Raw genomic sequence first — 26,697 nt, 5'->3', positions numbered from 1 at the left:
TTAAAACTTGTAAAATATAGAATGTAAGAAGTATGATATAAATACCTTGTACATATTACAACCGACATTTTACAATATATACCTTCTTTAGGGTGGTTTTAGCGGTGGGGCTCACCTGTTCCCATTCCGAACACAGAAGTTAAGCCCACCAGCGCCGATGGTACTGCTAACGCGGGAGAGTAGGCCGCCGCCAGTTTTTATTTTATTTTTAAAAATCCTTTATCATTGTGATAAAGGATTTTTTTTTGTGCCATACCCAAGAGTATAATACCCAAACCAACCCCAATATCAAAGGAAACCCAAACCAAAAACCAACCCCGGTAACTATCAGTAATGAGTAATGGATGCAACCCTTGATGTTCTTACTAACCAGTTAACCAGTATCCACCTTTTACTTTTCACACCTCTTTAAGTCTTTACCTTTTGATATTTTATTTTTCAGAACTGTGCTTTATCCTTATTTCTAATAAATCTATATTCTATTCTTCAGCTTCCTCTTTTACTTTGTTCCGAATCCATTCATTTAACAGGGATCTTAAATATCCTTACTATTCTTAATAGACCGCCTATTGTCATCCTGTAAGGATCTAACAGAGGGGAAAGGAGGCAATAATATTGGATAGCGCTGTCTGAATCCCTGGGGATGATAAAGTTAGTGGGCAATCACAGCTCGGGTAGTATATAGGTTATCATCATTATAGTTTACTCATTATTATTCATTACTTATCACAAAGGGTATTCTAATTTTGAAAAGAACTCAAGATCTATCAAATATCGATTTATTTACATGATTCCTATCTCCACAGAATTTGCTTCAAAGATATTTCATACTTCCTAATGCCAATAACACTATAATTTTATCTTCGAATTTTATAAGCCTACCAGCTATATATATTATATTGAGTTTTTATTTTCATATTCCAGTTAATTAAATACTAATTGTGGATAAGTATAAAATTGGATATAAGTATAAATAAATCAATTGTTTAAACGTGTTACTTATTCACAATCGGTATGCTCAAATGAATTTTATGTTAAATAAACTTGTTTTGCGTTGTAAGAAGTTGTTATCTTTGCCCCACTGAAAACGAGAGTATCAGTACAAGCGCAGAAGAGCTTTTAGCTAAGCATAAACATTATATTCTACTAAGATATCAGGCGAAAAAAAACTTTTAATTTTTATTGTATAAAAGTTGCGAGTTAAAAAAGAGTTTGTATCTTTGCAGTCCGAAATAATTCGGAGCGCAGGAGTAGATAGATTGAGGGTTTGGGAAGGATTAAGGTTACTTGAAAAACTTTAAAATTTTCTTTCAAAACATTTGGTCAATACAAAATAAAGTTTTACTTTTGCACTCGCAAATACGGAGCGACACTGACAGAGAGATTGCTTCGTTACAAAGCGGAAGATAAAAAGATCATTGACATACAATATAACAACCAAGTAAGGAAAAACTAAAGCGTTAAAAAACTTTGAGTGAGTCAGACAAACATACAATGGAGAGTTTGATCCTGGCTCAGGATGAACGCTAGCGGGAGGCCTAACACATGCAAGCCGAGCGGTAGAGTCTCTTCGGAGACTTGAGAGCGGCGCACGGGTGCGGAACACGTGTGCAACCTGCCTTTATCTGGGGGATAGCCTTTCGAAAGGGAGATTAATACCCCATAATATACTGGATGGCATCATCTGGTATTGAAAACTCCGGTGGATAGAGATGGGCACGCGCAAGATTAGATAGTTGGTGAGGTAACGGCTCACCAAGTCTACGATCTTTAGGGGGCCTGAGAGGGTGATCCCCCACACTGGTACTGAGACACGGACCAGACTCCTACGGGAGGCAGCAGTGAGGAATATTGGACAATGGGTGAGAGCCTGATCCAGCCATCCCGCGTGAAGGACGACGGCCCTATGGGTTGTAAACTTCTTTTGTATAGGGATAAACCTAGATACGTGTATCTAGCTGAAGGTACTATACGAATAAGCACCGGCTAACTCCGTGCCAGCAGCCGCGGTAATACGGAGGGTGCAAGCGTTATCCGGATTTATTGGGTTTAAAGGGTCCGTAGGCTGATTTGTAAGTCAGTGGTGAAATCTCACAGCTTAACTGTGAAACTGCCATTGATACTGCAAGTCTTGAGTGTTGTTGAAGTAGCTGGAATAAGTAGTGTAGCGGTGAAATGCATAGATATTACTTAGAACACCAATTGCGAAGGCAGGTTACTAAGCAACAACTGACGCTGATGGACGAAAGCGTGGGGAGCGAACAGGATTAGATACCCTGGTAGTCCACGCCGTAAACGATGCTAACTCGTTTTTGGGTTTTCGGATTCAGAGACTAAGCGAAAGTGATAAGTTAGCCACCTGGGGAGTACGAACGCAAGTTTGAAACTCAAAGGAATTGACGGGGGCCCGCACAAGCGGTGGATTATGTGGTTTAATTCGATGATACGCGAGGAACCTTACCAAGGCTTAAATGGGAAATGACAGGTTTAGAAATAGACTTTTCTTCGGACATTTTTCAAGGTGCTGCATGGTTGTCGTCAGCTCGTGCCGTGAGGTGTTAGGTTAAGTCCTGCAACGAGCGCAACCCCTGTCACTAGTTGCCATCATTAAGTTGGGGACTCTAGTGAGACTGCCTACGCAAGTAGAGAGGAAGGTGGGGATGACGTCAAATCATCACGGCCCTTACGCCTTGGGCCACACACGTAATACAATGGCCGGTACAGAGGGCAGCTACACAGTGATGTGATGCAAATCTCGAAAGCCGGTCTCAGTTCGGATTGGAGTCTGCAACTCGACTCTATGAAGCTGGAATCGCTAGTAATCGCGCATCAGCCATGGCGCGGTGAATACGTTCCCGGGCCTTGTACACACCGCCCGTCAAGCCATGGAAGTCTGGGGTACCTGAAGTCGGTGACCGTAACAGGAGCTGCCTAGGGTAAAACAGGTAACTAGGGCTAAGTCGTAACAAGGTAGCCGTACCGGAAGGTGCGGCTGGAACATCTCATTTTAGAGCGTCGTTAGACGATAAAAAAATTAGTATCGTAAGATACAAAGTACTTACTTCAAAGTAAAGCTTTAGTTTTTTGTTTGGTTGATATATAAAAATACAACACCCACTAGAAATTAGTAAAGGGAAGAGGCAGGAGAAAAGAACAAAGATGAAAGACAGAAGTTGAAAAGGTCTTTATTCTATATTCTTAGCTCTCAAGGTCTAACATAAAGACAGTCTCGTAGCTCAGCTGGTTAGAGCGCTACACTGATAATGTAGAGGTCGGCAGTTCGAGCCTGCCCGAGACTACTAATTATAAGGGATGTAAAAAGTACAAAGTAGCTTGTACAATGTAAGAGATTAAATCTGAAACATTATACATTTTACATTATACAAAGAACATCACTACTAGAGGGGGAATTAGCTCAGCTGGCTAGAGCGCCTGCCTTGCACGCAGGAGGTCAAGGGTTCGACTCCCTTATTCTCCACCATCATAGATGGTTTAGTTTTAAAAAAGCAAATAGAGCCAAAAACAATATTTGCGAATTAAATCAGAAATAGATTTAAGATCATTGACATTAACGGTAAAGACATCACAAAGAGAAAACCGAGCGCATAAAGCGCTTGAGTAACCAAAAATAGGAAAGAAATCGTTAAGGGCGTATGGCGGATGCCTAGGCTTTCAGAGGCGACGAAGGACGTGGTAAGCTGCGAAAAGCTGCGGGGATTGGCACACACGAATAGATCCGCAGATGTCCGAATGGGGCAACCCGGCATGTTGAAGACATGTCACCTCTTAGGAGGAGCAAACCCGGAGAACTGAAACATCTAAGTACCCGGAGGAAAAGAAATCGAAGAGATTCCGTAAGTAGTGGCGAGCGAAAGCGGATTAGCCCAAAAGCTTTTATATGTTTAATAGAATGTTCTGGAAAGAACAGCCATAGAGGGTGATAGCCCCGTATATGAAAGGCATATTTGAGTGATAAATGAGTAGGGCGGGACACGTGAAATCCTGTCTGAATATGGGGGGACCATCCTCCAAGGCTAAATACTCCTGAAAGACCGATAGTGAACAAGTACTGTGAAGGAAAGGTGAAAAGCACTTCGAATAGAAGGGTGAAATAGAACCTGAAACCGTACGCCTACAAGCGGTCGGAGCAGCGTAAAGCTGTGACGGCGTGCCTTTTGCATAATGAGCCTACGAGTTAATTTTACTAGCGAGGTTAAGGTATTAAGTACCGGAGCCGGAGCGAAAGCGAGTCTGAATAGGGCGCTGAGTTAGTAGGATTAGACGCGAAACCTTGTGATCTACCCATGGGCAGGTTGAAGCTCTGGTAACACAGAGTGGAGGACCGAACCGGTTGACGTTGAAAAGTCTTCGGATGACCTGTGGGTAGGGGTGAAAGGCCAATCAAACTGGGAGATAGCTCGTACTCTCCGAAATGCATTTAGGTGCAGCGTCGCAAAAAAGTTTATTAGAGGTAGAGCTACTGATTGGATGCGGGGGTTTCACCGCCTACCAATTCCTGACAAACTCCGAATGCTAATAAATGTTGTGCGGCAGTGAGGGCATGGGTGCTAAGGTCCATGTCCGAGAGGGAAAGAACCCAGACCAACAGCTAAGGTCCCCAAATATATGTTAAGTTGAAGCAACGCGGTTGGACTGCATTGACAGCTAGGATGTTGGCTTGGAAGCAGCCATTCATTTAAAGAGTGCGTAACAGCTCACTAGTCGAGCGGTCCGGCATGGATAATAATCGGGCATAAACATATTACCGAAGCTATGGATTTGTACATTGTACATCTGGTAGGAGAGCATTCTATTTGCGCCGAAGCAGTACTGTGAGGTATTGTGGAGCGGATAGAAAAGAAAATGTAGGCATAAGTAACGATAAAGCAGGCGAGAAACCTGCTCACCGAAAGACCAAGGCTTCCTCAGCCATGCTAATCAGCTGAGGGTTAGTCGGGACCTAACGCGAACCCGAAAGGGGTAGTGGATGGACACAGGGTTAATATTCCCTGACTTGCTCACAATAAAAGGGGACGGTTGGATGTATCTGCTGGAGACTGACGGAATAGTCAAGGCCTAGCCTTCGGGCGAAGCTGCTGTAGAGTAATCTGATCCAAGAAAAGCCGAAGTGAAGCAACCCGTACCAAAACCGACACAGGTGGTCGAGGAGAGAATCCTAAGGTGCTCGAGTGAGTCGTGGCTAAGGAACTAGGCAAAATAGTCTCGTAACTTCGGAAGAAGAGACGCCATCAGCAATGGTGGCCGCAGTGAAGAGGCCCAGGCGACTGTTTATCAAAAACACAGGACTCTGCTAAATCGAAAGATGCTGTATAGGGTCTGACACCTGCCCGGTGCTGGAAGGTTAAGGAAGGTGCTTAGGGTTAAACCGAAGGCATTAACTGAAGCCCCAGTAAACGGCGGCCGTAACTATAACGGTCCTAAGGTAGCGAAATTCCTTGTCGGGTAAGTTCCGACCTGCACGAATGGTGTAACGATCTGGGCACTGTCTCAGCCACGAGCTCGGTGAAATTGTAGTATCGGTGAAGATGCCGATTACCCGCAATGGGACGAAAAGACCCTGTGAACCTTTACTATAACTTCGTATTGACTTTGAGTAAGTAATGTGTAGGATAGGTGGGAGGCTTTGAAGCAGGCACGCTAGTGTTTGTGGAGCCGTCGTTGAAATACCACCCTTTACTTACTTGGAGCCTAACTTCTTTCAGAAGGACATTGCGTGGTGGGTAGTTTGACTGGGGTGGTCGCCTCCAAAAGAGTAACGGAGGCTTTCAAAGGTACCCTCAGCACGCTTGGTAACCGTGCGTAGAGTGTAATGGCATAAGGGTGCTTGACTGTGAGACCTACAAGTCGATCAGGTGCGAAAGCAGGACATAGTGATCCGGTGGTTCCGTATGGAAGGGCCATCGCTCATAGGATAAAAGGTACTCCGGGGATAACAGGCTAGTCTCCCCCAAGAGCTCACATCGACGGGGAGGTTCGGCACCTCGATGTCGGCTCGTCACATCCTGGGGCTGGAGAAGGTCCCAAGGGTTGGGCTGTTCGCCCATTAAAGTGGCACGCGAGCTGGGTTCAGAACGTCGTGAGACAGTTCGGTCTCTATCTATTGCGGGCGTTAGATGTTTGAGAGGGCTTGATTCTAGTACGAGAGGACCGAATTGAACAAACCTCTGGTGTATCAGTTGTACCGCCAGGTGCACCGCTGAGTAGCTACGTTTGGAAGAGATAAGCACTGAAAGCATATAAGTGCGAAACTCGCCTCAAGATGAGACATCTTTTAAGGGTCGTTGTAGATGACGACGTTGATAGGCTACAGGTGTAAAGACAGTAATGTCATAGCCGAGTAGTACTAATTACCCGTAGATTTATAGCCTATGGTTGCTAAATCTAAAATTATAATATAATAAATATGACAAGTACTTTATGCGCAGTAAAGGTTTTGTCTTTGTGAAAGTTTTTATCGCTTAAAACTTGTAAAATATAGAATGTAAGAAGTATGATATAAATACCTTGTACATATTACAACCGACATTTTACAATATATACCTTCTTTAGGGTGGTTTTAGCGGTGGGGCTCACCTGTTCCCATTCCGAACACAGAAGTTAAGCCCACCAGCGCCGATGGTACTGCTAACGCGGGAGAGTAGGCCGCCGCCAGTTTTTATTTTATTTTTAAAAATCCTTTATCATTGTGATAAAGGATTTTTTTTTGTGCCATACCCAAGAGTATAATACCCAAACCAACCCCAATATCAAAGGAAACTCTTTACCAGGTTCATTTACCCTGTATACCATTATCTCCGATCCTTCCACCCTTATTTTATCCGGATATTCTCCTGGCAGGCTTACCGTTTAAATTGATTATATCAAGTCTTTGATGCTTTAAGAATCTAATCAATATCATCATTTTTTTTTATTGAAACTTCAAAAAAAGACAAACGAGTTTATTTTATAAATTATTCGAATCTTATTGTTCACAGTTGTATTTAACATCAAAGTAGGCAACTGTTTCCATTAAAATTGGATATTTTTTTCAAAATACAGAACCATAACTTCAATTGTATCAATGATATTTTAATGTTTATGCCTTATTTTTAGTAGTAAGTTATTAAATAGTGTTAAAATATTATATTTGGTTGTTAACATTAAATATAATTATGAATAGAATGATCATTAAAGTAGGGGTTCTTTCATCTTTATTTTTTTGCTTTACTGAATTGTCTGCACAGAAGACAGATTCTACTAAGGTTGGAAAAATTGATGAAGTTGTTGTAACCGCCTATGGAGTTAAAAAAGAAAAGAAGAGTTTAGGATATTCTTTTCAGGATGTGAAAGGCCAGGCACTCGTTGATGCTAAAGAAACGAATGTTACTAATGCCTTAGTTGGTAAAGTAGCCGGCATGCAGGTGATTAAAGGTGGTTTTGGCCCGGCATCATCATCTAGAATTAATTTAAGAGGATTTAACTCTCTTACAGGAGATAGCCAGCCTCTGATTGTAGTAGATGGAGTTCCTTTAAGTAACGGTATGGGGGTTAAAGCCAAACAGAATAATGGTTACTTCAATAATGATTTTTGGAATCCGGATCTGGATATGGGAAATGGGCTTAATGATATTAATGCTGAAGACATAGAAAGTATCTCTGTTCTTAAAGGAGGTGCAGCCTCTGCCTTGTATGGCTCCCGAGGTGGAAACGGAGTTATTCTGATTACCACTAAAACAGGTAAGAAAAAAGGAGGCTTAGGAATTACTTATTCCACCAATTTATGCTTTGAAACTATCTTTATGAAACCAGATATGCAGACTGGTTTTGGCTTGGGACAAAATGGTGTTGTAAATCCTGCTAATAGTGAAAATACAAGTTCATGGGGACCTGCATTGGAAAGTGCTAATATGAAACGATATGATAATCTGGGTAATTTCTTTAAAACGGGGATCAATTCCCAGCATACTTTAAATTTTCAGGAAAACCTGGGAGAAGGAACCAGCTTATATACGTCTATTAACTATTTAAATGATAATAGCCAGATTCCAAATTCCAAATTTGAGAGATTCAACTTCATGGCTAAAATGAACTCTGTTTTTGGAAAAGAAAAAAGATGGACATCTGAGGTAAAAGTACAATACATTAGCAGTAAAGCCAAGAATAGACCTGCTGGTGGAAGAGGAGACGGTAATTATTACTCTAATATTCTTCTTATGCCGCAAAATATTGATATCCGTGATTATCGTGAAGGACAAACACAAAATAATATCAAATCAAATTGGATTACCCCCAATGGGATCAATCCTTACTGGTCAGCATACAACAGTCTTAATGCTGATAAAAAGGACCGTGTATTATTGAATAGCTATCTTAAATACCAGTTTAATGACTGGTTGAGTGCAGATGTAAGGCTTGGAACTGATTTTTATGCTTTAAATGCAGATGCCAGAGTATGGACAGGTTCCTCACGAAGAAATTCTTATGCTACCAGTGAAGAGAAGTTTTATGAGAACAATTATATAGCAAACCTTACTGCTAAAAAAGATAATTTATTTGGAAAATGGGGTGGTTCTCTTGCATTGTACGGACAACTAATGGAGACAAGAACTAAAGCTCTTTATTTTAGTACTCAAAATTTAATTGTACCCAATGTCTTTAGTGTAACCAATACCAGTGATCTTGCAGGTATTGCTAATAATGAGGTTGATCTTTGGAAAAAGATTAACTCCGTTTTTGCTGCTTTGGAAATTAATTATGACGGATATTGGTTTATTAACGCTACGTTCAGGAATGACTGGTCTTCAACCTTAAGTGTAGAAAATAGGCACTATTCTTATCCTGCAATAAGCACGTCTTTGGTTGTAACGGACATGTTAAACAAACTCAATGGAACAACTTCTAAAGTATTAACTTTTGCCAAACTCCGTGCTGCGTATGCGGTAACTGGCAACGGATTAAATCCTTATGAATTATACAATACTTATAAACTTGCAGCCGATCCTACAGGACATGCTGTTCTGGGCAGGTTGAGAACTCTATATGATGCCAATGTACAAGCTGAAAAATTAAAGACTTTTGAAGTAGGGGCTGATCTTAAGTTTTTTAACAGAGTTTCTCTGGATGTAAGTTATTTTGTTAATACAGCAACAAAACAATTAATTAATTTACCTATGAATCCTCTTTCAGGGTATGAGGATAAGAAAGTTAATGGAGGAAAACTTCAAAATAGTGGAATTGAAGTGGCTTTGAACACCGATATTTTTAAAAATGAGAACTTTAACTGGAATGTAAATGCTAATTTTTCAAAGTTAAAAAGTGAGGTAAAAGAACTTTATGGTTCTATTTCGAAATATCCATTGGGAGGTTATGATAATGTTACCTTTTTTGCAGAAGTAGGAAAACCTTTTGGAGTTATTTATGGGACAAAATTTTTAAGAGTAGAAGATCCTAATAATCCTAATTTTGGAAAACTGATTGTAGGAGCAAACGGATTGCCCCAGGCAACTCCAGATCAGTATTATTTAGGAGATCAAAGTCCGCGAATGTTATTTGGGCTTACCAATAGTTTCAGCTATAAAAATATTGGGCTTTCTTTTCAGATTGATGGACGTATTGGCGGAAAATTTTATTCGGCAACACAATCGGCATTACAAAAAGCAGGGCTTGCAGCAGATACTGCACCGGGAGGAAAACGTGACAATTTTGTACTTGATGCAGTAGTTCAGCAATCTGGAGGAGGATATGTATCCAATACAAAAGAAATTACACAACAGGATTATTGGGCAGCTGTAACAACAGGAAACCTAGGGATTACTGAACAGAATATTTATGATGCAACCAATATCAGATTAAGAAATATTCAGGTATCCTATAGCTTCCCTAAAAGTTTATTCCAGAAATTTGCACTTCAGAGTGCTAAAGTTGCTTTCACCGCCAATAATGTATGGATGCTGTATAGCAAAGCAAAAGGTATTGACCCTGAATCTGTATTTGCTATCAATTCGAATGCTGTGGGATTTGAAAATCTTTCATTTCCAACCACCAGATCCTATTTATTCACTATTACATTAGGCTTTTAATATCAATATTATCATCATGAAAAAATATATTTTATCCTTCATTGCATTGGCTGTAGTTTGTACATCATGCAGTGATTTCGAAGACATGAATAATGATCCGTTCTCCGTGGATATCAATAAGGCGGAACCGGAATATTTTTTAAATAATTCTATTTTAGGGGCTCAACAGGATCCCAATATTGCAGAACGTACTTTCGTCCTTTACTGGAAAACTGCAGCAAGACAGCACCTGACCACAGGAATTGCGGGTGGCTCTTATGATGACTCCTGGACTGTAGAATACTGGAAAGGAATTTCAGAATGGCTGAATAATGCCAATGCAACTATTGAAATTGCCAATGAAAAGAAAGCAGTAGGCCAGGGGAAACCTTACTATGATAATCTGATTCAGGTAGCCCGAATCTGGAGGGCTTATTTAATGAGTGAATTTTCTGATAACTTTGGTCCACAGCCTATTCAGGCTTTTAAAAAAATAAATCCTGACTTTAATTCTGAAAAAGAGGTGTATTATTTTATTTTAGATGAGCTGAAGGATGCAGCTGCTAAAATGGATGTGAACCAGCCTGCTCCTTCTAACCCTAATGCTTATGATATGGTATATGGATTTAAATGGAGCCAGTGGGTAAAGTATGCCAACTCTATGAGGATGAGAATTGCCATGAGAATATCAGAAGTAGATCCGGCAAAAGCAAAAGCTGAATTTGAAAATGCTGCCAATTCCAATATGTTCATCAGTACGAGTGATGATAACTTCAAGGTAAAGGAAGATACAGGCTGGAATCCTTTATCAGGGGTAATGTCGCGAGAGTGGAATTCTCAGATTTTATCTGCAACACTCAATAACCTGTATATTGGCTTGGGAGGAATCAATTCTACGGATCAATTGCCGGCTGCACAGCATACAGCAGTAAAAGCTTCCGATTATATCGGTATAAAATATGATGAGCAATTCTCTACAATGACCAACGACCCAAGTGCCGGATATTGGTTGGATGGGCTTCCAAATAAGATTGATCCAAGGGCTTATAAAACATTTTATATTCCGGGAGATATTACAAACCCGATTTATTCACTTTATCCTACTTATACCAGCCAGGCCACTACCAATCATGGTGATCTGACCTTTGCTAATGGTTCTAAAGTTACAATCAATACAGTAAATACCTGGAATACAACTACAATTGGGAACTGGGGTGTAAAAGGCCAGAGAAACGGATTAAGAGGAGTTATTGGATGTATGCCCGCTTTAGGAAAGCAATATAGAGAAGGTAAAAACTTTAGAATATTCTTTGCAAGCTGGGAAACTTATTTCCTATTGGCTGAAGCCGCGCTGAAAGGATGGTCTGTGCCTATGAGTGATGTGGCAGCTTATAATAAAGGAATTCAGGATAGTTTTGCGTACAACGGGGTATCACAATTCTATACTCAGTATATTGCTTCAACGGATTATAACCGTGACGGAACTTCTGTAGCTTATACACATGTAACGGAGCCGGGAACAAGCCATACAATGAACTATAAAGATCCCGCTACAGGAAATATGATTTCTGTTGAGATTAAGTATCCGGTAAACACGATTTACAAAAACGGTTCAGTGAAGAACGATAAGCTTACAAAAATCATTACCCAAAAGTATATTGCCAATATGCCGTGGCTTCCGTTAGAATCATGGAGTGATCAAAGACGATTGGGATTGCCTTTCTTTGAAAACCCTGCAATAGAAACCCCGTTGGTTAATTTACCTAATCTGAATTCAGGAAATTATATGACCAATTCTATTCAGAACTTCCCTCAAAGGTTGAGATACCCAAGCACCTTTAGGAATACTGACCAGGATGGCTATACAAAAGCTGTACAGTTACTGGGAGGACAAGATGCTGTACTTACTCCTCTTTGGTGGGCAAAACACTAAATTGTTATGTTTTAAAAAAGCCTTTTCAAATTTTGGAAAGGTTTTTTTTGATTGTTACATTAATTTGCAACGATGGTAAAAACGATTCTTGCACTGTATGTGTTTGCAGGGACCGTTACAGAAACACCGGCTAACTGCAGTATTAAGTTAATATCCGCAAAAGCTACGCTATTATTTAGCCCTAAAACACCAGTAAAGTTAAACGTTAAAAGTGTTGTATCAGATGTCTGGGATATTGGGATATACGTAGTTCCGCCATTAATAGCGGAGGTACAGAAGAGACAGACGCCATTTATAGTTGTAGTTCCTCCGGTTCTTTTAGCAGAAAGGGTGAGAGAATTATTCCAGGGATTAGGAGTATAACGCATGGTCATTTTGGCACCGGAGCTTGAAAGCAAATTAAGAAAAGATCCTGGTAATGTTCCGGATAGTATTATCTGATTAGTGCCGGTACTCCCGGAATTATCATAAGTTCCTGCATAATTACTCCCTGCTTCGGTAATTGGCGGTATAGTTGCATTCCAGTTTCCGGAAACATTTATAACCTGTGCTTCCATGCAGCTGCCAATAAATAAAAGGATCATATAGACAGATCTTTTTATCCAGGCTTTTCTAACAAATTGACAATTCATTTTCATACTACATTTTATTCTGTAATGGTATAAGTAATGGTTACCGTATTATTGGCTTTTGCTGATAAACCTGAGTAGGTATTAGGAACCAGAGATATTGTAAGATTATGTCCATTATTGACTCCGTTGCCAGTATAGGCACCTCCAATTCCGTTTATGATGGTAATTGGTGTAGCAGTAAGTATAACCTGTCCTGAGGATGTCCCCAGTGTACCCCCACCAGCTCCGGATGCTGCAGCTGCCTGCAGTCTGATATTCAAACTGGGAATAACCGGGTTAACAGCTGCGGTAATTCTTCTGGCAAGTCCTCCGGAAGCAATGGCAGAAGTATAGTTAATCCATTTTGTGGTGTTGGGTACCGGGTTGGCAAGAGGGTTTCCTGCCTCAGTTGGTGCTGTAAAGTTTAAAGCGATACTTCCGGCAGGTTCTATATCCATTAAAGTCACTACGGGTAAGGTTAATGTAACATTAGTCTGAGAATATAATAAGCCGGACAAAATAAAAGATGCGAATAATAGGGAATGTTTCTGAATCATTTCTTATTTTTTTATTTTATTATATCCTACTCTTAAGGATTCCTGTTGATATTTAATTTCTATCTGTTGTTTAACAATCTGAATGTCTATTTTTTTTACCTCTGAAGGTTTTAATGTAAACTGGAACTTGTCGTTTAAAATTTTATACCTCTTATCAAGGCCGTTTCTGTAAAGCTTAATAGTCCAGTCTCCTGGCCTGAGATAAGTGAAGTCAAAATCTTCTTCTATAAAACAGACTTTACGATACGTCTGATCATTACTAATGGCTTCTATAATGATGCTCTCTCTTTTATTTCTCCCTTTTTTAAATTGGATCGTTTCAATATCCGGCAAGCTTTTTTCCTCTGTTTCAGAAAGCCGAATATACCCCTGTACTTTGGCGGCTGTAGTAAGCCCGAAATTAAAAATGTTTTCTTCATTAATAAGAGAAACCGCTGCCGGAAATACGACGGTAGGAATATCATTGATGGCAGTAGTTGAACGGTCTATTTCGAGGAAATAATTGCCTGGAATTACATTTTTAAATATATAATTTCCATCCTTATCAGTAACCGACAAATAATTACCCAGCATTAATCTTATCCCATCTGTTTTTTTTATACCAAGGTTACCAACATTTCCGGATAAGGAAGTATATTGGGCCGTTTTCTGTACCGGAATATTAGGCCGCCATGTATAACGCACTGAAAATATAAAATCTTTATCTCCTATTTGTCCTCTTTGTAATGAGTATCTCCCTGAAAGATCAAGTTCATTTCCGGGGAATAACTGCTGATGAAACAGGAATTCAAATAAATTCCTGTCTTTGAAATATTCTTCAGGAATATAATTGTTCTGATAAAATATGCTTACACTGGTTTTTTCAGAGAACTTACTGAACACCCTTGCTCCGTAATAAAATTGTTTTTGATTTTGCAATTGATATCTTGAAGTGACAGCATAACTTCCAAAGAGGCTAAAAAAAGTCCTGAACTTTTCGAATGAAAGATTAGCTGCATACAAACTTGAATGACCGTTAAACCCCGTCAGATAATTATCCGTATTTCCAAACTGCCCTTCAAGATTGATCTGGAATATTCCGATACGCTGATCTACACTCACTCTGAAGAAACGTTCATAGTAATCAAACTGTTTAGGTTCTAAACGGTCCTGGTACTTCTGAAAACCATGGTTGATGAGTATAGAGCCTTTGGCCAGATATTTATACTGTATCCCGTATTGCAGAAACTTTCTGTAAGGAGCTGCCAGAAATAAGGTATCTCTCTGAAAGTTTTTAGCATCCTGCATATAATTGGCAAGAACACTTATTCTCTTAGTCAGCCTGTATTGCAGATATCCGCTTAAAGTATGGGTATTGGTAAAATATCCCGCAAACTGAGGGCTTGCCTTCATATAGGCTAAATTTCCGTTGAGTTTATCAAAATTTACCTCAGCCTGTGCCATATAAGCTGTCCCTTCTGCTCTTTTTATTGTGCTGTAAGCAAATTCCCCGGAAATATTAATATTTTTTGAAACTTTGAACTTTCCTTTAGTATAGGGAAGATGTGCTTCAGAGTTTAAACCTATATTTGTGGAAATAGATTCTTCTCTCATGGGCATTTTATACAGATAGCCAACTGAGATTTCAGACTCTTTACGAATTTTCAATGCGGAATAGATGTTAAACTCATCCTTAATATCCCTGAAAAATCTTGGACGGTTATAAAAACCACCTATACTCAGCTTGTTAAAATTATACCGGATTTCTGCGCCACGGCCATATCTGGCAAACTCCGTTAAGTATGAAGAAGAATATGTTTTATCACCTAAGTGAATAAACAGATTATCTCTTTTATAGTTCAGGAAATATTCTTCGTACTGTGTAAAAGTATTTAGCTCTATAGGGTTGTGGGTTGCTGCATGAAATTCAATCTGATTTTTATTTTCCTTATCCAGTGTACCCTTACCATAGATTTCACCCTGAAAACCATCGTTATATACTCCCATATTTTTCATTCCGACGAAGGATAAAGATGCCACTACGGGAAGTCTGTGATAGATATCCTGATTGGCAGGCTTTACGGATATAACCTGCGTACTTATGTAAACCGTTTGGTGTTCTTTAGGATTGTCTTTTGAGTATACCGAAAGATTTAGGTTTTGGTATTCATTCTGCCCCAATTCCGGATTCGTGGTCTTATGTATGGTTATTGTTTTTGCTTTGTTAGGCCCCAGAATCATGGAAGAATCATGATCTATGATTGAATTTTTACTTTCCAGAATAAGATGTTCCGTTATGTTGCCATTATTTTTTAAGAGAAAAGAAGCATAAATAGTTTCCCCTGCCCTTATAAATTCCGGAGAATCGAGGGCTGTAAGGGAAAGTTTCCGGTTTGGAGAAATGGTGATATAAGACGTTTTTGTGAAAGACAGTCCACTAGAACGGTCAGCAATATTTAATGTGACAGAATATTCTCCCTGTGTAGTTTCTGCTGAAATACGTAAAGGAACAAGATATACTGAAGTTTCCTGTGATGGGATCTGAAGTTCTCCTTTTTCTAAAATAGGAATGATATAAGAACTTGACGTGGTAACTGAAATATCATAAACTTTATTTTCCTGAGAATTATTTTGCAGGCTGAAGGGAATAGAAGTAGACATTCCCGGCATTAAGCTATCTTTTTTACTGATCAATCGGGGTGATTGCTGCTGAGATAATGCAAATAACGGGAAGAATATAAAGATAAATAAAGTCCAGGTTTTAATCATTTTTTACTTCTAATTCCACATTGAGCGCAAAAGCGTTCTCGTCTTCATCCGTTGCTATAACCGTAGCTTTGTACTGAGCGGGAGGTACTTTACTGATATCAATGTAGAAGGTTTTAGAAGTAGAAGGCAGCAGCCCCATTTTTAAGCTAGAAAAAGTCCCAACTTTCTCTCCTGTTTTGCGGTTATAGATTTCAATAGATGCGGTTGATTTACAATAAAGATTTCCATTGTTGGCAATCGCTACTTTTACCGTTTGTTTTCCTTCTTCTTTTTCTACTTTGATATTTTCGAATCTAAGGTCCGGCTTGGCCTTTTCGGTATCGTAATCTGTAATGACCTGGATAGCATATCGTATCACAGAGGTAATGCTTACTCCGGGTTGTTTGTCGCTGGGTTTTATATCCTCTACAGGTTCTACAATAATAACACTCCAGTAACTGCCGGGATCTAATGCCCGGTCAGGTACGGTAACTTCATAAAAGATTTCTGTCTTTTCTTTACCTTTCAAGGTTACCAGATTGGTGTTGAGTTTTATCCAATCTCCATTGGTCCTCTTATGGGAATGCAACGCAGTATAATTAATGGTTCCATCTGCATGATAGGTGAAGTCCTGTAAAAATAATTTTACACTTTGCGGAGTGTTTCCTGTATTTTCAATAGCAATTTTTCCTTTGTAAACTTTTCCGTTTTCTATTTTGTAGGAATGCGTAAGTCCATTAAGAACCACAATGCCAGCATGTAAAAAACTGAACTGCAAAATCAATGTGATTAATAAAAGTATACGCTTTATCATCATATCAAGTTGGTGGTTTATCATTAATAATATAAAAACAGGAAGAAACTGAAACGCAATTTCTCCTTATTTTATAAATACAGAATTGAATTAAATTTTAATTATCAGATATTGTATAGGTAACAGTAGCTGAAGTAGTTGCTGTTGCCAGTAAATCTGCATAATTGGCTACACCGCCAGGCCCGCTTCCTGCTACAAGTGCATAGGTGAGGTTGTGGCCGTTATTAGTACCGTTTCCTGTATAAGCGCTTCCGATACCGGAAATAATTGTCTGGTCAGTAGCACTCAATGTTAAAAGGCCTGCAGAAGTTCCTAAAGTACCTCCTCCTGAGCCCGTAGCAGCAGCGGCTGTTACATGTACATCTACTCCTGGAATTACCGCATTAAGTTTTACACTTACATTGCGGGAAGGATCTGCGTCAGATTTGATGGAAGAATAATTAAGCCATAAAGTATTGTTGGCTGCACTTGGGATAATAGGACTTCCAGCTTCTGTAGGAGCGGTAAATCCTAATGTGATATTTTTTGTAGCAGCAGGTTCAATATCTACCAAAGCAACCTCAGGGATAGAAATGGTAATGGTGTGACCATCTGTATTGGTATCCTGTGCATTTACATTTCCGGATATGGCAGCTGCAAATAGAGACATTGCAACCGTTAATTTTAATTTATTCATGATCTTAATATTAGTTAAGTGAAAGTAATAAAAATCAACAAACTATGAAATAAATATATGATAAATTTCATATTGTTGCTTATTTCGCTTTCGTAATGGTATATAATTGAAAAATATTTCATATTTCGTACATAAAAAATCCTATACGATTGTACAGGATTTATAATGTTTTATCAAGAATAACTCTACGCCCAATGTGGATCTGAAACAGAAACTTTACCTGTTTCTATTCTTCCTGCAAAATGCCAGCTATGTTCTTCTGATGTTATTTTCAGATCATACCAGCCTTTATATGAGGCAAGGTTAATCACTATTTTCTCTTCCGATTTCTGAAGAGGTATTATTTTTTTACTTTTTGTATAAAGGTTTTCAAGTGTAATATTTCCTTTTTTACCATTCTTAATGATCAGCTCAACCTGATTGTTTGAAGTATTATTAATAAGAATAACCTCCGTTGCTGGAGTGCTTTTCCCTTTAAACTTCCTGAAAAAACCATTCGGGCCGAAAACCTCATAATCATAGTTTTCTGATAATGTAACCGAGTGAGAGAGTTCTTTTCCGGAGTATAAAGCATAAGAGAAATAATAATTATTGCTGTTCATCTGGGTTCTGTCGTAAAGGTGAAGCGGAACACCATTTTCTTTCAGGTTGGTCATTTTTATTTTTCCTCCTTCCAGGTTCACATGAAAGTTGTAGGGAAGCGGGTTGGAAGGCTTTATCCCTTTTTCCTGGATATCAAGCAAATCATTCTTCAGCTCATTCTCGGTATACCATTTTAATTGAGGAACAGGTTTATTTTTAGCTGCATTGATGGTTTTTGTATAATCCTTCTGATCCAGGTAATCCATTTGTGGCGCCTTAACATTAGAAGCATTAAAAGCTGAGGTAAGATCACCGCAGATTGCCCTTCTCCATTCGCTGATATTGTCTAGATGAACATTTTTATTGAATTTCTTCATGATGAACTTCTCCAGGAACTGCAATACGGAAGTATGATCTGAAACTTCAGAATTTACGAAACCGCCCTTCGTCCATGGGGACGCAATAATCATCGGTACTCTGTAGCCAAGCCCTATTGTTCCTTCCGTTTTCTCATACTCTTTTAAAGTAGGATCAGACATATATTCCTGGTCCTTGCTCACATACTCCACTCCGCTTTTTCCATTGATATCAACCGGCTGGCTTGGATTCAATGGTGGGGCAAAAGGAATGACGTGATCGAAATAACCATCATTTTCATCATAATTGATAATGAAAATCGTTTTTTTCCACATTTCAGGGTCTTTCGTCAGGATATTTAAAACCTCAGAAATATACCAGGCGCCATACCAGGGCGATCCCGGATGATCTGAGAAGTGCTCGGGAGCTACCAGCCAGGAAACCAACGGAAGTTTTTTTTCTTCCACATCCTTACGGAACTGGAATAATACGTCGCCCTTCGGAACAACCAATCTTTCTCCGTGTTCATCTTTTCCAATTTCCAGACTGTGGTAGTCCGGATCATTAGCATTGGTAGTAAAGGCCTTTTCATGAAGGTTTTTCTCCTGTTGAGAAAGTTTTGAATAATTATCCGGATGGTATTTTACCTGATCTTCAATTAATTCCGCAATAATAGCTTCCAGCCTTTCTTTCTGATCGGGTTTTTTAAGGATTTCCTGCTTCAGTGAAGCAATCATTTTAGGAATATGTTCATAATATCCTTTTGAAAACTTCACATTATATTTTGAAAACCATTCAATCGGATTATCTGTAAAATTACTTAACCATGCTTCCTGCTCTCCTGATAAGCCTTTTGGAAGACTGATCTCATTCTGATAAATACGCCATGAAACATTCTGCTCTTCTAAAATTTCAGGAAAACTCTTCCATTTGGCCTGTCTGGCTTTATCATAGTCAATATCATCATTTACTACATTTGCTTTTGATTTACCGTTTTGCTGCTCCCTTAAGGTTCCGGACCAATGGAAAAGCCTGTTGGGCGTGGTTCCCGTCATAGACGAACAAAAATACTGGTCAAATATGGTAAAAGCATCTGCAAGCTGATAGTAGAACGGAAGGTCTTCACGATTGTAATATCCTAAGGTAAGTGGAATATTTTTATAGTTTTCATTACCCGAAGCTTTTGCCTGAAGCCATTGGTCGTATTTCCCTTTATTGAACGCCTGCTGCTGGTTTTCCCAGGAATGCGGAAGAGAGCTCATCCATGTTGATTTGGTATTCCTCAGATCCAGACGGGCCGGCGCTGCGTATTTTCCGGTTTTATCTTTTTGGAAAAAGGCAGAATGGCCATCCTGTTTAATAAAAGTCCTTTTATCCAGAAACCCGCGAACTCCTTTAAGAGCCCCAAAAGCATGATCGAAAGAACGGTTTTCCTGCATCAGAATAACAACATGCTCTGCATCATAAAAAGTGGACTGTGCAGCCGGATCTATAGCCAAAGCCTTTAAGATAGCCGGGTGTAAAACGCTTGAGGTTCCCAATCCGGCCAATAAAATACTCGATTTTTCTAAAAATTCTCTTCTGTTCATGATCTGTCGTAATAAGAAAGAAACCGCAAGTTAATAGGATTTTCCTGCGATTTCTTTGTTGGGTATAAAAATAAGTCAGATTTCTATTGTAACCACCAAGGTTTGGAGTTAATATTATCATTTCCCCCATATTGAGCTGTAAGAGCGGCTTTTAAATTTTCACTGTTGTAATTATACTCAGACTGGGGATATCTGAATCTGAATGGAGCAGGTGTACCCGATTTTAAAGGATAATTAGGATATCCTGTTCTTAAATAATCATAATAGGAAGTCCATTGTGACTGATGGAACATGGTCATGTATTTCTGAGTAATGATTTTTTCTACCTGCTGCTGTAACGGAGCTGAATTATCATACGCTACCAAAGGCGTTGCCAGATACTGATTCACATCAAAACCTGCAAAATACTGCCCCGGATTCTTTACATAGGTCTGATAAAAGCTGAAACTTGCTTTAATTGCATTGTCATAATGGGTTTTTGCAGATCCTGATATCCATCCTCTGGCGGCAGCTTCAGCCAGAATAAACTCCAGCTCAGAATAGCTTAACACTGAAGATGGTTCATTAGTGGGATCCTTATAAAAACGGTCGTTTACTTTAGAGATATTTTTTGCTGTGATCAATTTTGCATTCTCAGAATAAGGGGAAATAGGGTCTCCACCATTGTATCCCGTAAAGTCTGTAATTGCTTTTCCTGCTTCTTTGGCTCCGGTAGTCTGGGAAGCAAAAGTGAATAGTCTCGGATCTTTTCTGTCTTTAAACAGATTAATGAAATAATCTGCCATATACAGGCTAGATCCATATCCACTGTTGTTGAACATGGTGTATCTGCTGTCAGCAGCATCAGCGAATTTAAGCTCACCATTATCTGATATTGAAGTCATCAGAGGCTGGCTTCCTGCAATGGATGCAAATTCTGTGGCGATATTGTAGCTTCCAACTGTTGTTTTTTTAGACAAAGTGATGAGAATTTTCAGGCGGAAAGAGTTGATAAGCTTTTTCCATTTAGCAGCATCACCGTTGAAAACAATGTCTCCTTCAATTTTATCATTGGTATTAATAAGATCATTTGCTTCCTTTAATTCTGATAAAATTCCAGCCATCACTACATCCTGGCTATCATATTTGGATTGTGTGATACCTGATTCTCCTTTTACAGCTTCGGTATAAGGAATACTTCCCACCTTTAAACTGATGGTAAAGAAATGATAAGCCCTTAGAAATTTACCAATAGCCACATAATTCTTGTTCTTAATCTTTTCTGCTTCCTGCATCATTTTTACCGTATTCAGAAGTGCTTTCGAGTATACTTCAAAAGAAGCTTCGTTCCATTTCATATACTGGTATTTATTTTCACCATCGGTACCAATCATCATTCTGGAAGCGTACATATTGTCTCCATCCACCTGGAATGTAGCTTTGGAGACGTATGTTAAAAGATATTTGGGATCAATGCTGGCCTGGTCATTAGGGTTTTCATTGATTTTATCAAGATTTGACTCGCAGGAGGCTAAGGTTAAGAGTCCTGCTGCAAATATTGTCTTTATCAGCCATTTAGCTGTTTTGGTCTTTTTGTTATTAATATTGATATTGTTTTTCATGCTGACGTACTTTTTAATTAAAACTTAAGGTTAAATCCTATTCCGAACCACCTGCTTGAAGGATCCTGAATATCATTCGCAATATCATCCGTTCTGCCTGTTTTGATCTGGAAATCAGGATCCGAATAAAGATTTTTAGACTTTTTCCACATCGCGAGATTGTAAGCTGAAATATTGGCGGTGAATCCTTTGATCATGCCTTTTGGATTCAGTAATGAAGAGAAATCATATTCAAGGACTACAGATCTTAATTTGATAAAAGTCCTGTCGAAAACATTGGCAAACTCTTCACTTTCATCCTGGGTTACTCTGGCCTGGTATGGATAATTCTGAGCCCAATCCTGGAAGTTGATAGGTTTTGTATGCTGGGTGTAAAGCCCTGTTGCCGGATCGTAGTTTACCCCTTTCGGTACAAAATAATAGGTTCCCGGGTTAGCATATTCAAGATCCCTGTAAGTTACAGAATTCGGGTGTTTTCCGCCCCACCACATTTTCTCAACCACCTGCGATCTCATGATCCCTCCGATACTTCCGTCAATTCCGATATTTAAGGATATTTTTTTATACTTAAAGGCATTGTTGAATCCAAAAGTCCAGTCCGGATTAAAATGGCCCAGATTACTTGGAGTATTGGCTCTTGTTGGCATTCCTGATTTGGCATCCAGAATTACCTGTCCGTCCGGTGATTTTTGCCAGGTATAATCATAATAGCTGTCCATCCTTTCTCCTAATTTGATATTCTTGTAATTAGGCATATTATTATAAATAGAAGTCAGCTTTTGCTCATAAGTACTCCAGTTGATTAAGGTTTTCCATGTAAAATTACTTGTCTTTACTGGAACAAGTCCAAGTGAAATTTCGAATCCTTTTGTTGTATATTCATTGCCATTCACATATTGTGAGATGAAACCAGATGATTCAGCACTTGGAAACTCCAGAATGTTATTATAATCAAGCGTTCTGAAATAAGTGGCATCTAAAGTAATTCTGTTATTAAAAAGACCGGCACTCAATCCCAGTTCATAAGATTTCGTTTGTTCAGGTTTTAAAGTATTTTCTACGTTTAATGTTGTAGGATACAGGTAAGTTGGGTTCCCATTAAAGCTGATTCCTTTGTTATTTGAATAATAGTTCCTGATGGAGTAAGGCTGGAAATCGTAAGCCACTTTTGCCCATGAGGCAGAAAGCTTCAGCATATTGATGGATTCCGGCATTTTTACCAGATTGGAAATCACAGCACTGATGGATGCTGAAGGGTAAAAATAAGATCTGTTGGCTTTTGGTAAGGTAGAAGACCAGTCATTACGTCCGGAAATATTGATGAAGAAAGCGTTGTAAAGCCCGATATCAATAGTAGAGTAAGCACTGTAGATCAGTTTCTCTTTCAGGTAAGTATAGTTTTTGATTGCCCCGATGGAATTTTCAAATGTGTAAACTTCAGGAATCCTTAAGCCGTCTGTAGATCTTTCACTCCTGTTATTCTTGTAGTAAAATGCAGAACCTCCGGCATTGATGGTAAAATCAAAATTTTCAGATATCTTTTTCTTATAAGTTGCCAGTACATCATAGTTCAGGTTCCATGTTTTCATATCATTCAGGATATATCCGCCACTTCTCGGAGCGCTGTAATTAAAATAAGAGTACGGACTGAATATTTCCTGTTTGTTATGGTTTTCAACAATTGATATTTTGCCTTTTACTGAGAAATCTTTTGTTGCCTTATATTCTAACCCGGTCTGTGCATTAATGATGTTGGTTCTGTTTTGATTTTTATAATATTCAGCACCGAACCATGGGTTGTTGTACCATGCATAATTCCAGTTAGCTTGTGCCACGCCCTCTTTTCCCGGGATCCACATATGGTTTTTTAATGCTTTTCCGTCCACATCGGCACCCATCCAGATCAGAATGGTATACATATGCCCGCTAGGATTGTAATCGTAGTTAGGAACATTAGGAGTAAAAGTCTGGTTGAAGTTAAATTTTGTATCAAAAATTAGCTTGTCTCCTAAATGGTTTTCAGAAGAGAAGTTAATTCCGTACCTCTGCAGGTAAGAATTGGGAACCCTGTCATCATAATTCATGAAGTTTCCTGAAAACCTGTAGATGTCTTTATTATTCCGATAGCTGATCGCAAAATTATTATTGTTGATAATGGCAGGTTTTAAGAAAGTATCCAGATTATCATGGTATTTCCAGTCAATCGGAACCCTTTCATATCTTGCTTTATCATTGTATTGGGTTCCTGTAACAGCGCCATACCAGGGAATAACCTGTCCGGTTACCTTATCTCTTATCGGGCTGTTCCATTGAGCTATTTTTAATCCAGGAACAAATTTCGGTCCCCAGATCATATCTCCGTCATTCACTCCGCCATCAGCTCCGTCCCAGAATTCATATTTCCCCTGGGAGCCATTTCCATATTCAGTCTGTGTTTTAGGAAGATTGGTAAACCCGCCTGTAATCATAGTATTTTGAGAGAATTCCACAGAAAAGCCTTTCTTTTTAGCGCTTTTTGTGGTAATGAGAATGGCGCCATATCGTCCCCTGGAACCGTAAAGTGCAGACGCCGTTGCTCCTTTCAGTACGTTGATATTTTCTATGTTGTTGGGGTCTAAATTCTGGAAAACTTCTTTTTCTACAATCACTCCATCAATCACAAATACAAGATTGGAATTTCCCCTTAAGGTAAATTGAGGCGCCTGCTGCATTCCTGTTGGGTTAGAAACATTAAGGCCGGCTACCTGCCCTGAAAATAAATTCCCGATACTTGGCGTGGTAATGGTTTCAAACTGTTTGGTTCCTACTTCCTGGGTAGAATATCCAATTTTTTCTTTCTTCTTGGCAATTCCGAGTGCGGTAATTACAACACCTTCAATCTGTTTCTCATTGTTCTTTTTCAATACAATGGAATACTGTTTTTTTGAAGAAACCTCCACTGTATAAACAGAAAAATCAGGTGAGAAAAATTCCAGGATGTCTTTGGGATTCGCGGAAATGGTGAAATTCCCATTTTCATCTGTTGTAGCGGTTTTCCCTGTATTCTTATCGGTAATATTTACTCCTGAAACACTGATGCCGCTTTCAGATTTTACATTTCCGGAAACAGCAATCTCCTGAGCTGTAATATATAAGGGAAGCAAAAAAACTGCAAACGTAGCTAAAGTTTTCTTCATTTTTTTTGAATGCAAATTTAGCCGGGCATTATTACGTGAATTTTAAGCTCATATTAAAATAAAAATACTATTTATGTATTTTTTAACATAAATAATTAACAGAATGATAAAATGGGAATAAACCTTTATAAGGTTTTTTGTTTTATTACCTAAGGCTGGAAGCTGTAAGAATGTGGCTGTAAGTTTTTTGAGAACAGAAGTAACAGAAATACCTTCTATTAGCTATTAATCATAGAGTACTACTCAAAATGCAGTAACTTCAGACTTCTCTCTCCCAGTTTCCATTCTCTCTAAAACCTACTCAGGATTCCCCAATGGATCTTAATATCATTGAATTTAAAAGGATTTCCAAACTCGTTACCATTCGATAGCTGAAAGCTCATTAACCCGATTGGAATGAAGAAATTGAAACCAAGTCCAACACTATAGAGCTTAGGTTTTACATTTAGTGATTTATTATTGAGCTGTCCGTATTGCCCAAAGAGGTCAAAGAAAGCCTGGCTGCCTATGAGATACCGGTATTCCAGGCTCCCATAATAATAAAAGTCGGCGGCGAGGGAGTTCTCATTAAATCCGCGCATAGAATTCCACCCTCCGAAACGGTAAAGTTCATTGGCAGAAAATTCAATTTTAGAATCCATCATGGCACCCTCTCCTTTGATATTGAGGAAATGGTTCCCTGAAATATGATAGTTATGTTCTCCGGAAAAATAAAACTGGTTTTGAGCTGCTTTTATATTTCCTTTGGTGTAAGTTGTTGTTAAATAATCATACCCTGCATTGATTCTTGTTTTGTAAAGAAAAAGGTCAATATCGGTAGGTTCAGTCATTTCAAACCAGATCCCGATCCCTTTTTTGTTGTAGTCTTTTCCGATCGCATACAGAGAATCTATAACGGTTGAGGTTTCCAGGGTGGCACGGAGCCCGATTTTGTTACGGTTATTGATATGATAGTAAAATGCCGGAAGGAATTTTACATTGGCAAATGTAGAATCCTGCCTGTAGATATTCACCTTTGTATTCATCCCTACATTGGATTTAAAAAGGTAAGGAATGTCTACCTGAAGATCGAAGGTTTGGCCTCTGTCCGGGTTTCTCTGCCAATAAAGATTGATCGTTTCGAAACCATTGAACATATTCCTGAAATTCACATTCATGGTACCGTTTAACGTGAACTTATCTGTCTTATCATTTCCAAAACCGATGACCCCGTCAAAAGTATTGGTCTTTTTCTTCTGTAAAAACAGATAAATATTGGTAGAATCTTTCGTGAACAAGGTCTGAGGCTGCCTGTCCAGCATAACAAAAGGATGGCTCTGGAAGCCTTTGTTGATTGCCAGAAGGTTCTTATCATCATAGTTCTTCCCTTTGAATTCTTTTTCGAGGTTTTTAATGAACCTCTTCGGAACCCTGTCGTATCCTTTTACAACAAAACCGTTGATCGTTCTTTTATCGTTCTTGTTGATGTCCAGCTCTACTATTGGGTATCCGTTTTTCTGACCTTTGTATTTGGATTTGATCCTACTGAAAGAGTATCCGTCATCAATATAACTTTTATTGATGCTTTTTTTGGTGGAATCTAAATTTTTGGTGAAAAAATCCTTCTGAACTTTTAGTTTATGCACAATAGAATCAGAAAGGTTTACGTAAGTTTCATTAAAGTTTTTCCCTTTATCGAAGAAGATTTCCGTACTGTCGCCTTTTACTTTTACCTCCTTCAGCTGAGTGAAAAAATAATTGTTCTGGGCTAGGGAATCCAAAAATTTTACGGCAGAAGTTGAATCTTTTACCTTCTTTCTAACCTTAGTTTCCGTATCAATAAGCCAATACTGTTTTTTCTGCGCTTGTGTAAAAACGCAGAACAGTACAAAAAATATTTTCAGAAACAGCTTCAATTCGAAAAATATTTAAGCCGTAGATAGATTGTTGAACTTAAAAAAGCTTAACAGGAAGCCTGTCTTAATAATTCTTAACAACTTAATACTTCTTAATGGTTTAAAATGATTATTAAATAAC

12 protein-coding genes, 2 tRNA genes and 4 rRNA genes are annotated in these 26,697 nt (G+C 38.8%); 9 read left to right on the top strand and 9 right to left on the bottom strand.

The genetic code is table 11. The annotated features are described in order from the left end of the window. Window positions 1-88 precede the first annotated feature (88 nt). From rrf (EG339_RS03770) to EG339_RS03735, 9 genes are all read left to right on the top strand, one after another. Window positions 89-196, top strand: a 5S ribosomal RNA gene (gene rrf, locus EG339_RS03770). Between the two features lie 1,295 nt (window positions 197-1,491). Beyond that, window positions 1,492-3,008, top strand: a 16S ribosomal RNA gene (locus EG339_RS03765). 217 nt (window positions 3,009-3,225) lie between these two features. Continuing rightward, a tRNA-Ile gene (locus tag EG339_RS03760) sits at window positions 3,226-3,299 on the top strand. Between the two features lie 105 nt (window positions 3,300-3,404). Further along, window positions 3,405-3,481: transfer RNA gene (locus EG339_RS03755), tRNA-Ala, on the top strand. Window positions 3,482-3,633: 152 nt separating this feature from the next. After that, a 23S ribosomal RNA gene (locus tag EG339_RS03750) occupies window positions 3,634-6,388 on the top strand. Window positions 6,389-6,567: 179 nt separating this feature from the next. Continuing rightward, window positions 6,568-6,675, top strand: a 5S ribosomal RNA gene (rrf, locus tag EG339_RS03745). The 16S, 23S and 5S rRNA genes sit together here with 2 tRNA genes alongside, the layout of an rRNA operon. A 31-nt stretch (window positions 6,676-6,706) precedes the next feature. After that, complete coding sequence (locus EG339_RS24120; protein WP_164466409.1) at window positions 6,707-6,871, top strand: hypothetical protein; 165 nt, start codon at window positions 6,707-6,709, stop codon at window positions 6,869-6,871. A gap of 301 nt (window positions 6,872-7,172) precedes the next feature. Further along, window positions 7,173-10,079, top strand: a complete 2,907-nt coding sequence (locus EG339_RS03740; protein ID WP_123868927.1) for a SusC/RagA family TonB-linked outer membrane protein — start codon at window positions 7,173-7,175, stop codon at window positions 10,077-10,079. Between the two features lie 16 nt (window positions 10,080-10,095). Then, window positions 10,096-11,991 carry a SusD/RagB family nutrient-binding outer membrane lipoprotein gene (locus EG339_RS03735; protein WP_123868926.1) on the top strand — a complete coding sequence of 632 codons (1,896 nt, stop codon included), beginning with the start codon at window positions 10,096-10,098 and terminating at the stop codon, window positions 11,989-11,991. A 59-nt stretch (window positions 11,992-12,050) separates the two neighbouring features. Here the strand turns inward: EG339_RS03735 and EG339_RS03730 are convergent, their stop codons facing one another. The 9 genes from EG339_RS03730 to EG339_RS03690 form a co-directional block, all read right to left on the bottom strand. Beyond that, window positions 12,051-12,575, bottom strand: a complete 525-nt coding sequence (locus tag EG339_RS03730) for a hypothetical protein (RefSeq protein ID WP_123868925.1) — start codon at window positions 12,573-12,575, stop codon at window positions 12,051-12,053. A gap of 62 nt (window positions 12,576-12,637) precedes the next feature. Next, window positions 12,638-13,159 carry a hypothetical protein gene (locus tag EG339_RS03725; protein WP_123868924.1) on the bottom strand — a complete coding sequence of 174 codons (522 nt, stop codon included), beginning with the start codon at window positions 13,157-13,159 and terminating at the stop codon, window positions 12,638-12,640. Window positions 13,160-13,162: 3 nt separating this feature from the next. Next, the gene (locus tag EG339_RS03720; protein WP_123868923.1) at window positions 13,163-15,907 is read right to left on the bottom strand and encodes a COG1470 family protein; all 2,745 of its coding nucleotides are present in this window, start codon (window positions 15,905-15,907) and stop codon (window positions 13,163-13,165) included. Then, window positions 15,900-16,664, bottom strand: a complete 765-nt coding sequence (locus EG339_RS03715) for a WxL protein host-binding domain-containing protein (protein ID WP_228459701.1) — start codon at window positions 16,662-16,664, stop codon at window positions 15,900-15,902. Before EG339_RS03715 ends, EG339_RS03720 begins: the two co-directional genes overlap by 8 nt. Before the next feature lie 133 nt (window positions 16,665-16,797). Then, a complete protein-coding gene (locus tag EG339_RS03710) occupies window positions 16,798-17,376 on the bottom strand; it encodes a hypothetical protein (protein ID WP_123868922.1) in 579 nt (192 codons plus the stop codon). Between the two features lie 185 nt (window positions 17,377-17,561). Further along, on the bottom strand, window positions 17,562-19,904 hold the full coding sequence (locus tag EG339_RS03705) for a phosphocholine-specific phospholipase C (RefSeq protein ID WP_123868921.1): 2,343 nt from the start codon (window positions 19,902-19,904) through the stop codon (window positions 17,562-17,564). Between the two features lie 83 nt (window positions 19,905-19,987). After that, the gene (locus tag EG339_RS03700) at window positions 19,988-21,505 is read right to left on the bottom strand and encodes a SusD/RagB family nutrient-binding outer membrane lipoprotein (RefSeq protein ID WP_123868920.1); all 1,518 of its coding nucleotides are present in this window, start codon (window positions 21,503-21,505) and stop codon (window positions 19,988-19,990) included. Window positions 21,506-21,522: 17 nt separating this feature from the next. Next, complete coding sequence (locus EG339_RS03695; RefSeq protein ID WP_123868919.1) at window positions 21,523-24,681, bottom strand: SusC/RagA family TonB-linked outer membrane protein; 3,159 nt, start codon at window positions 24,679-24,681, stop codon at window positions 21,523-21,525. 290 nt (window positions 24,682-24,971) lie between these two features. Further along, window positions 24,972-26,576 carry an autotransporter assembly complex protein TamA gene (locus tag EG339_RS03690; protein WP_123868918.1) on the bottom strand — a complete coding sequence of 535 codons (1,605 nt, stop codon included), beginning with the start codon at window positions 26,574-26,576 and terminating at the stop codon, window positions 24,972-24,974. Window positions 26,577-26,697: the final 121 nt, after the last annotated feature.

Source organism: Chryseobacterium bernardetii, assembly GCF_003815975.1.
Taxonomy (GTDB): Bacteria; Bacteroidota; Bacteroidia; order Flavobacteriales; family Weeksellaceae; genus Chryseobacterium; species Chryseobacterium bernardetii.
Note: the sequence above shows the minus strand (reverse complement) of the source record. Positions and strands in the feature narration are given on the sequence as shown.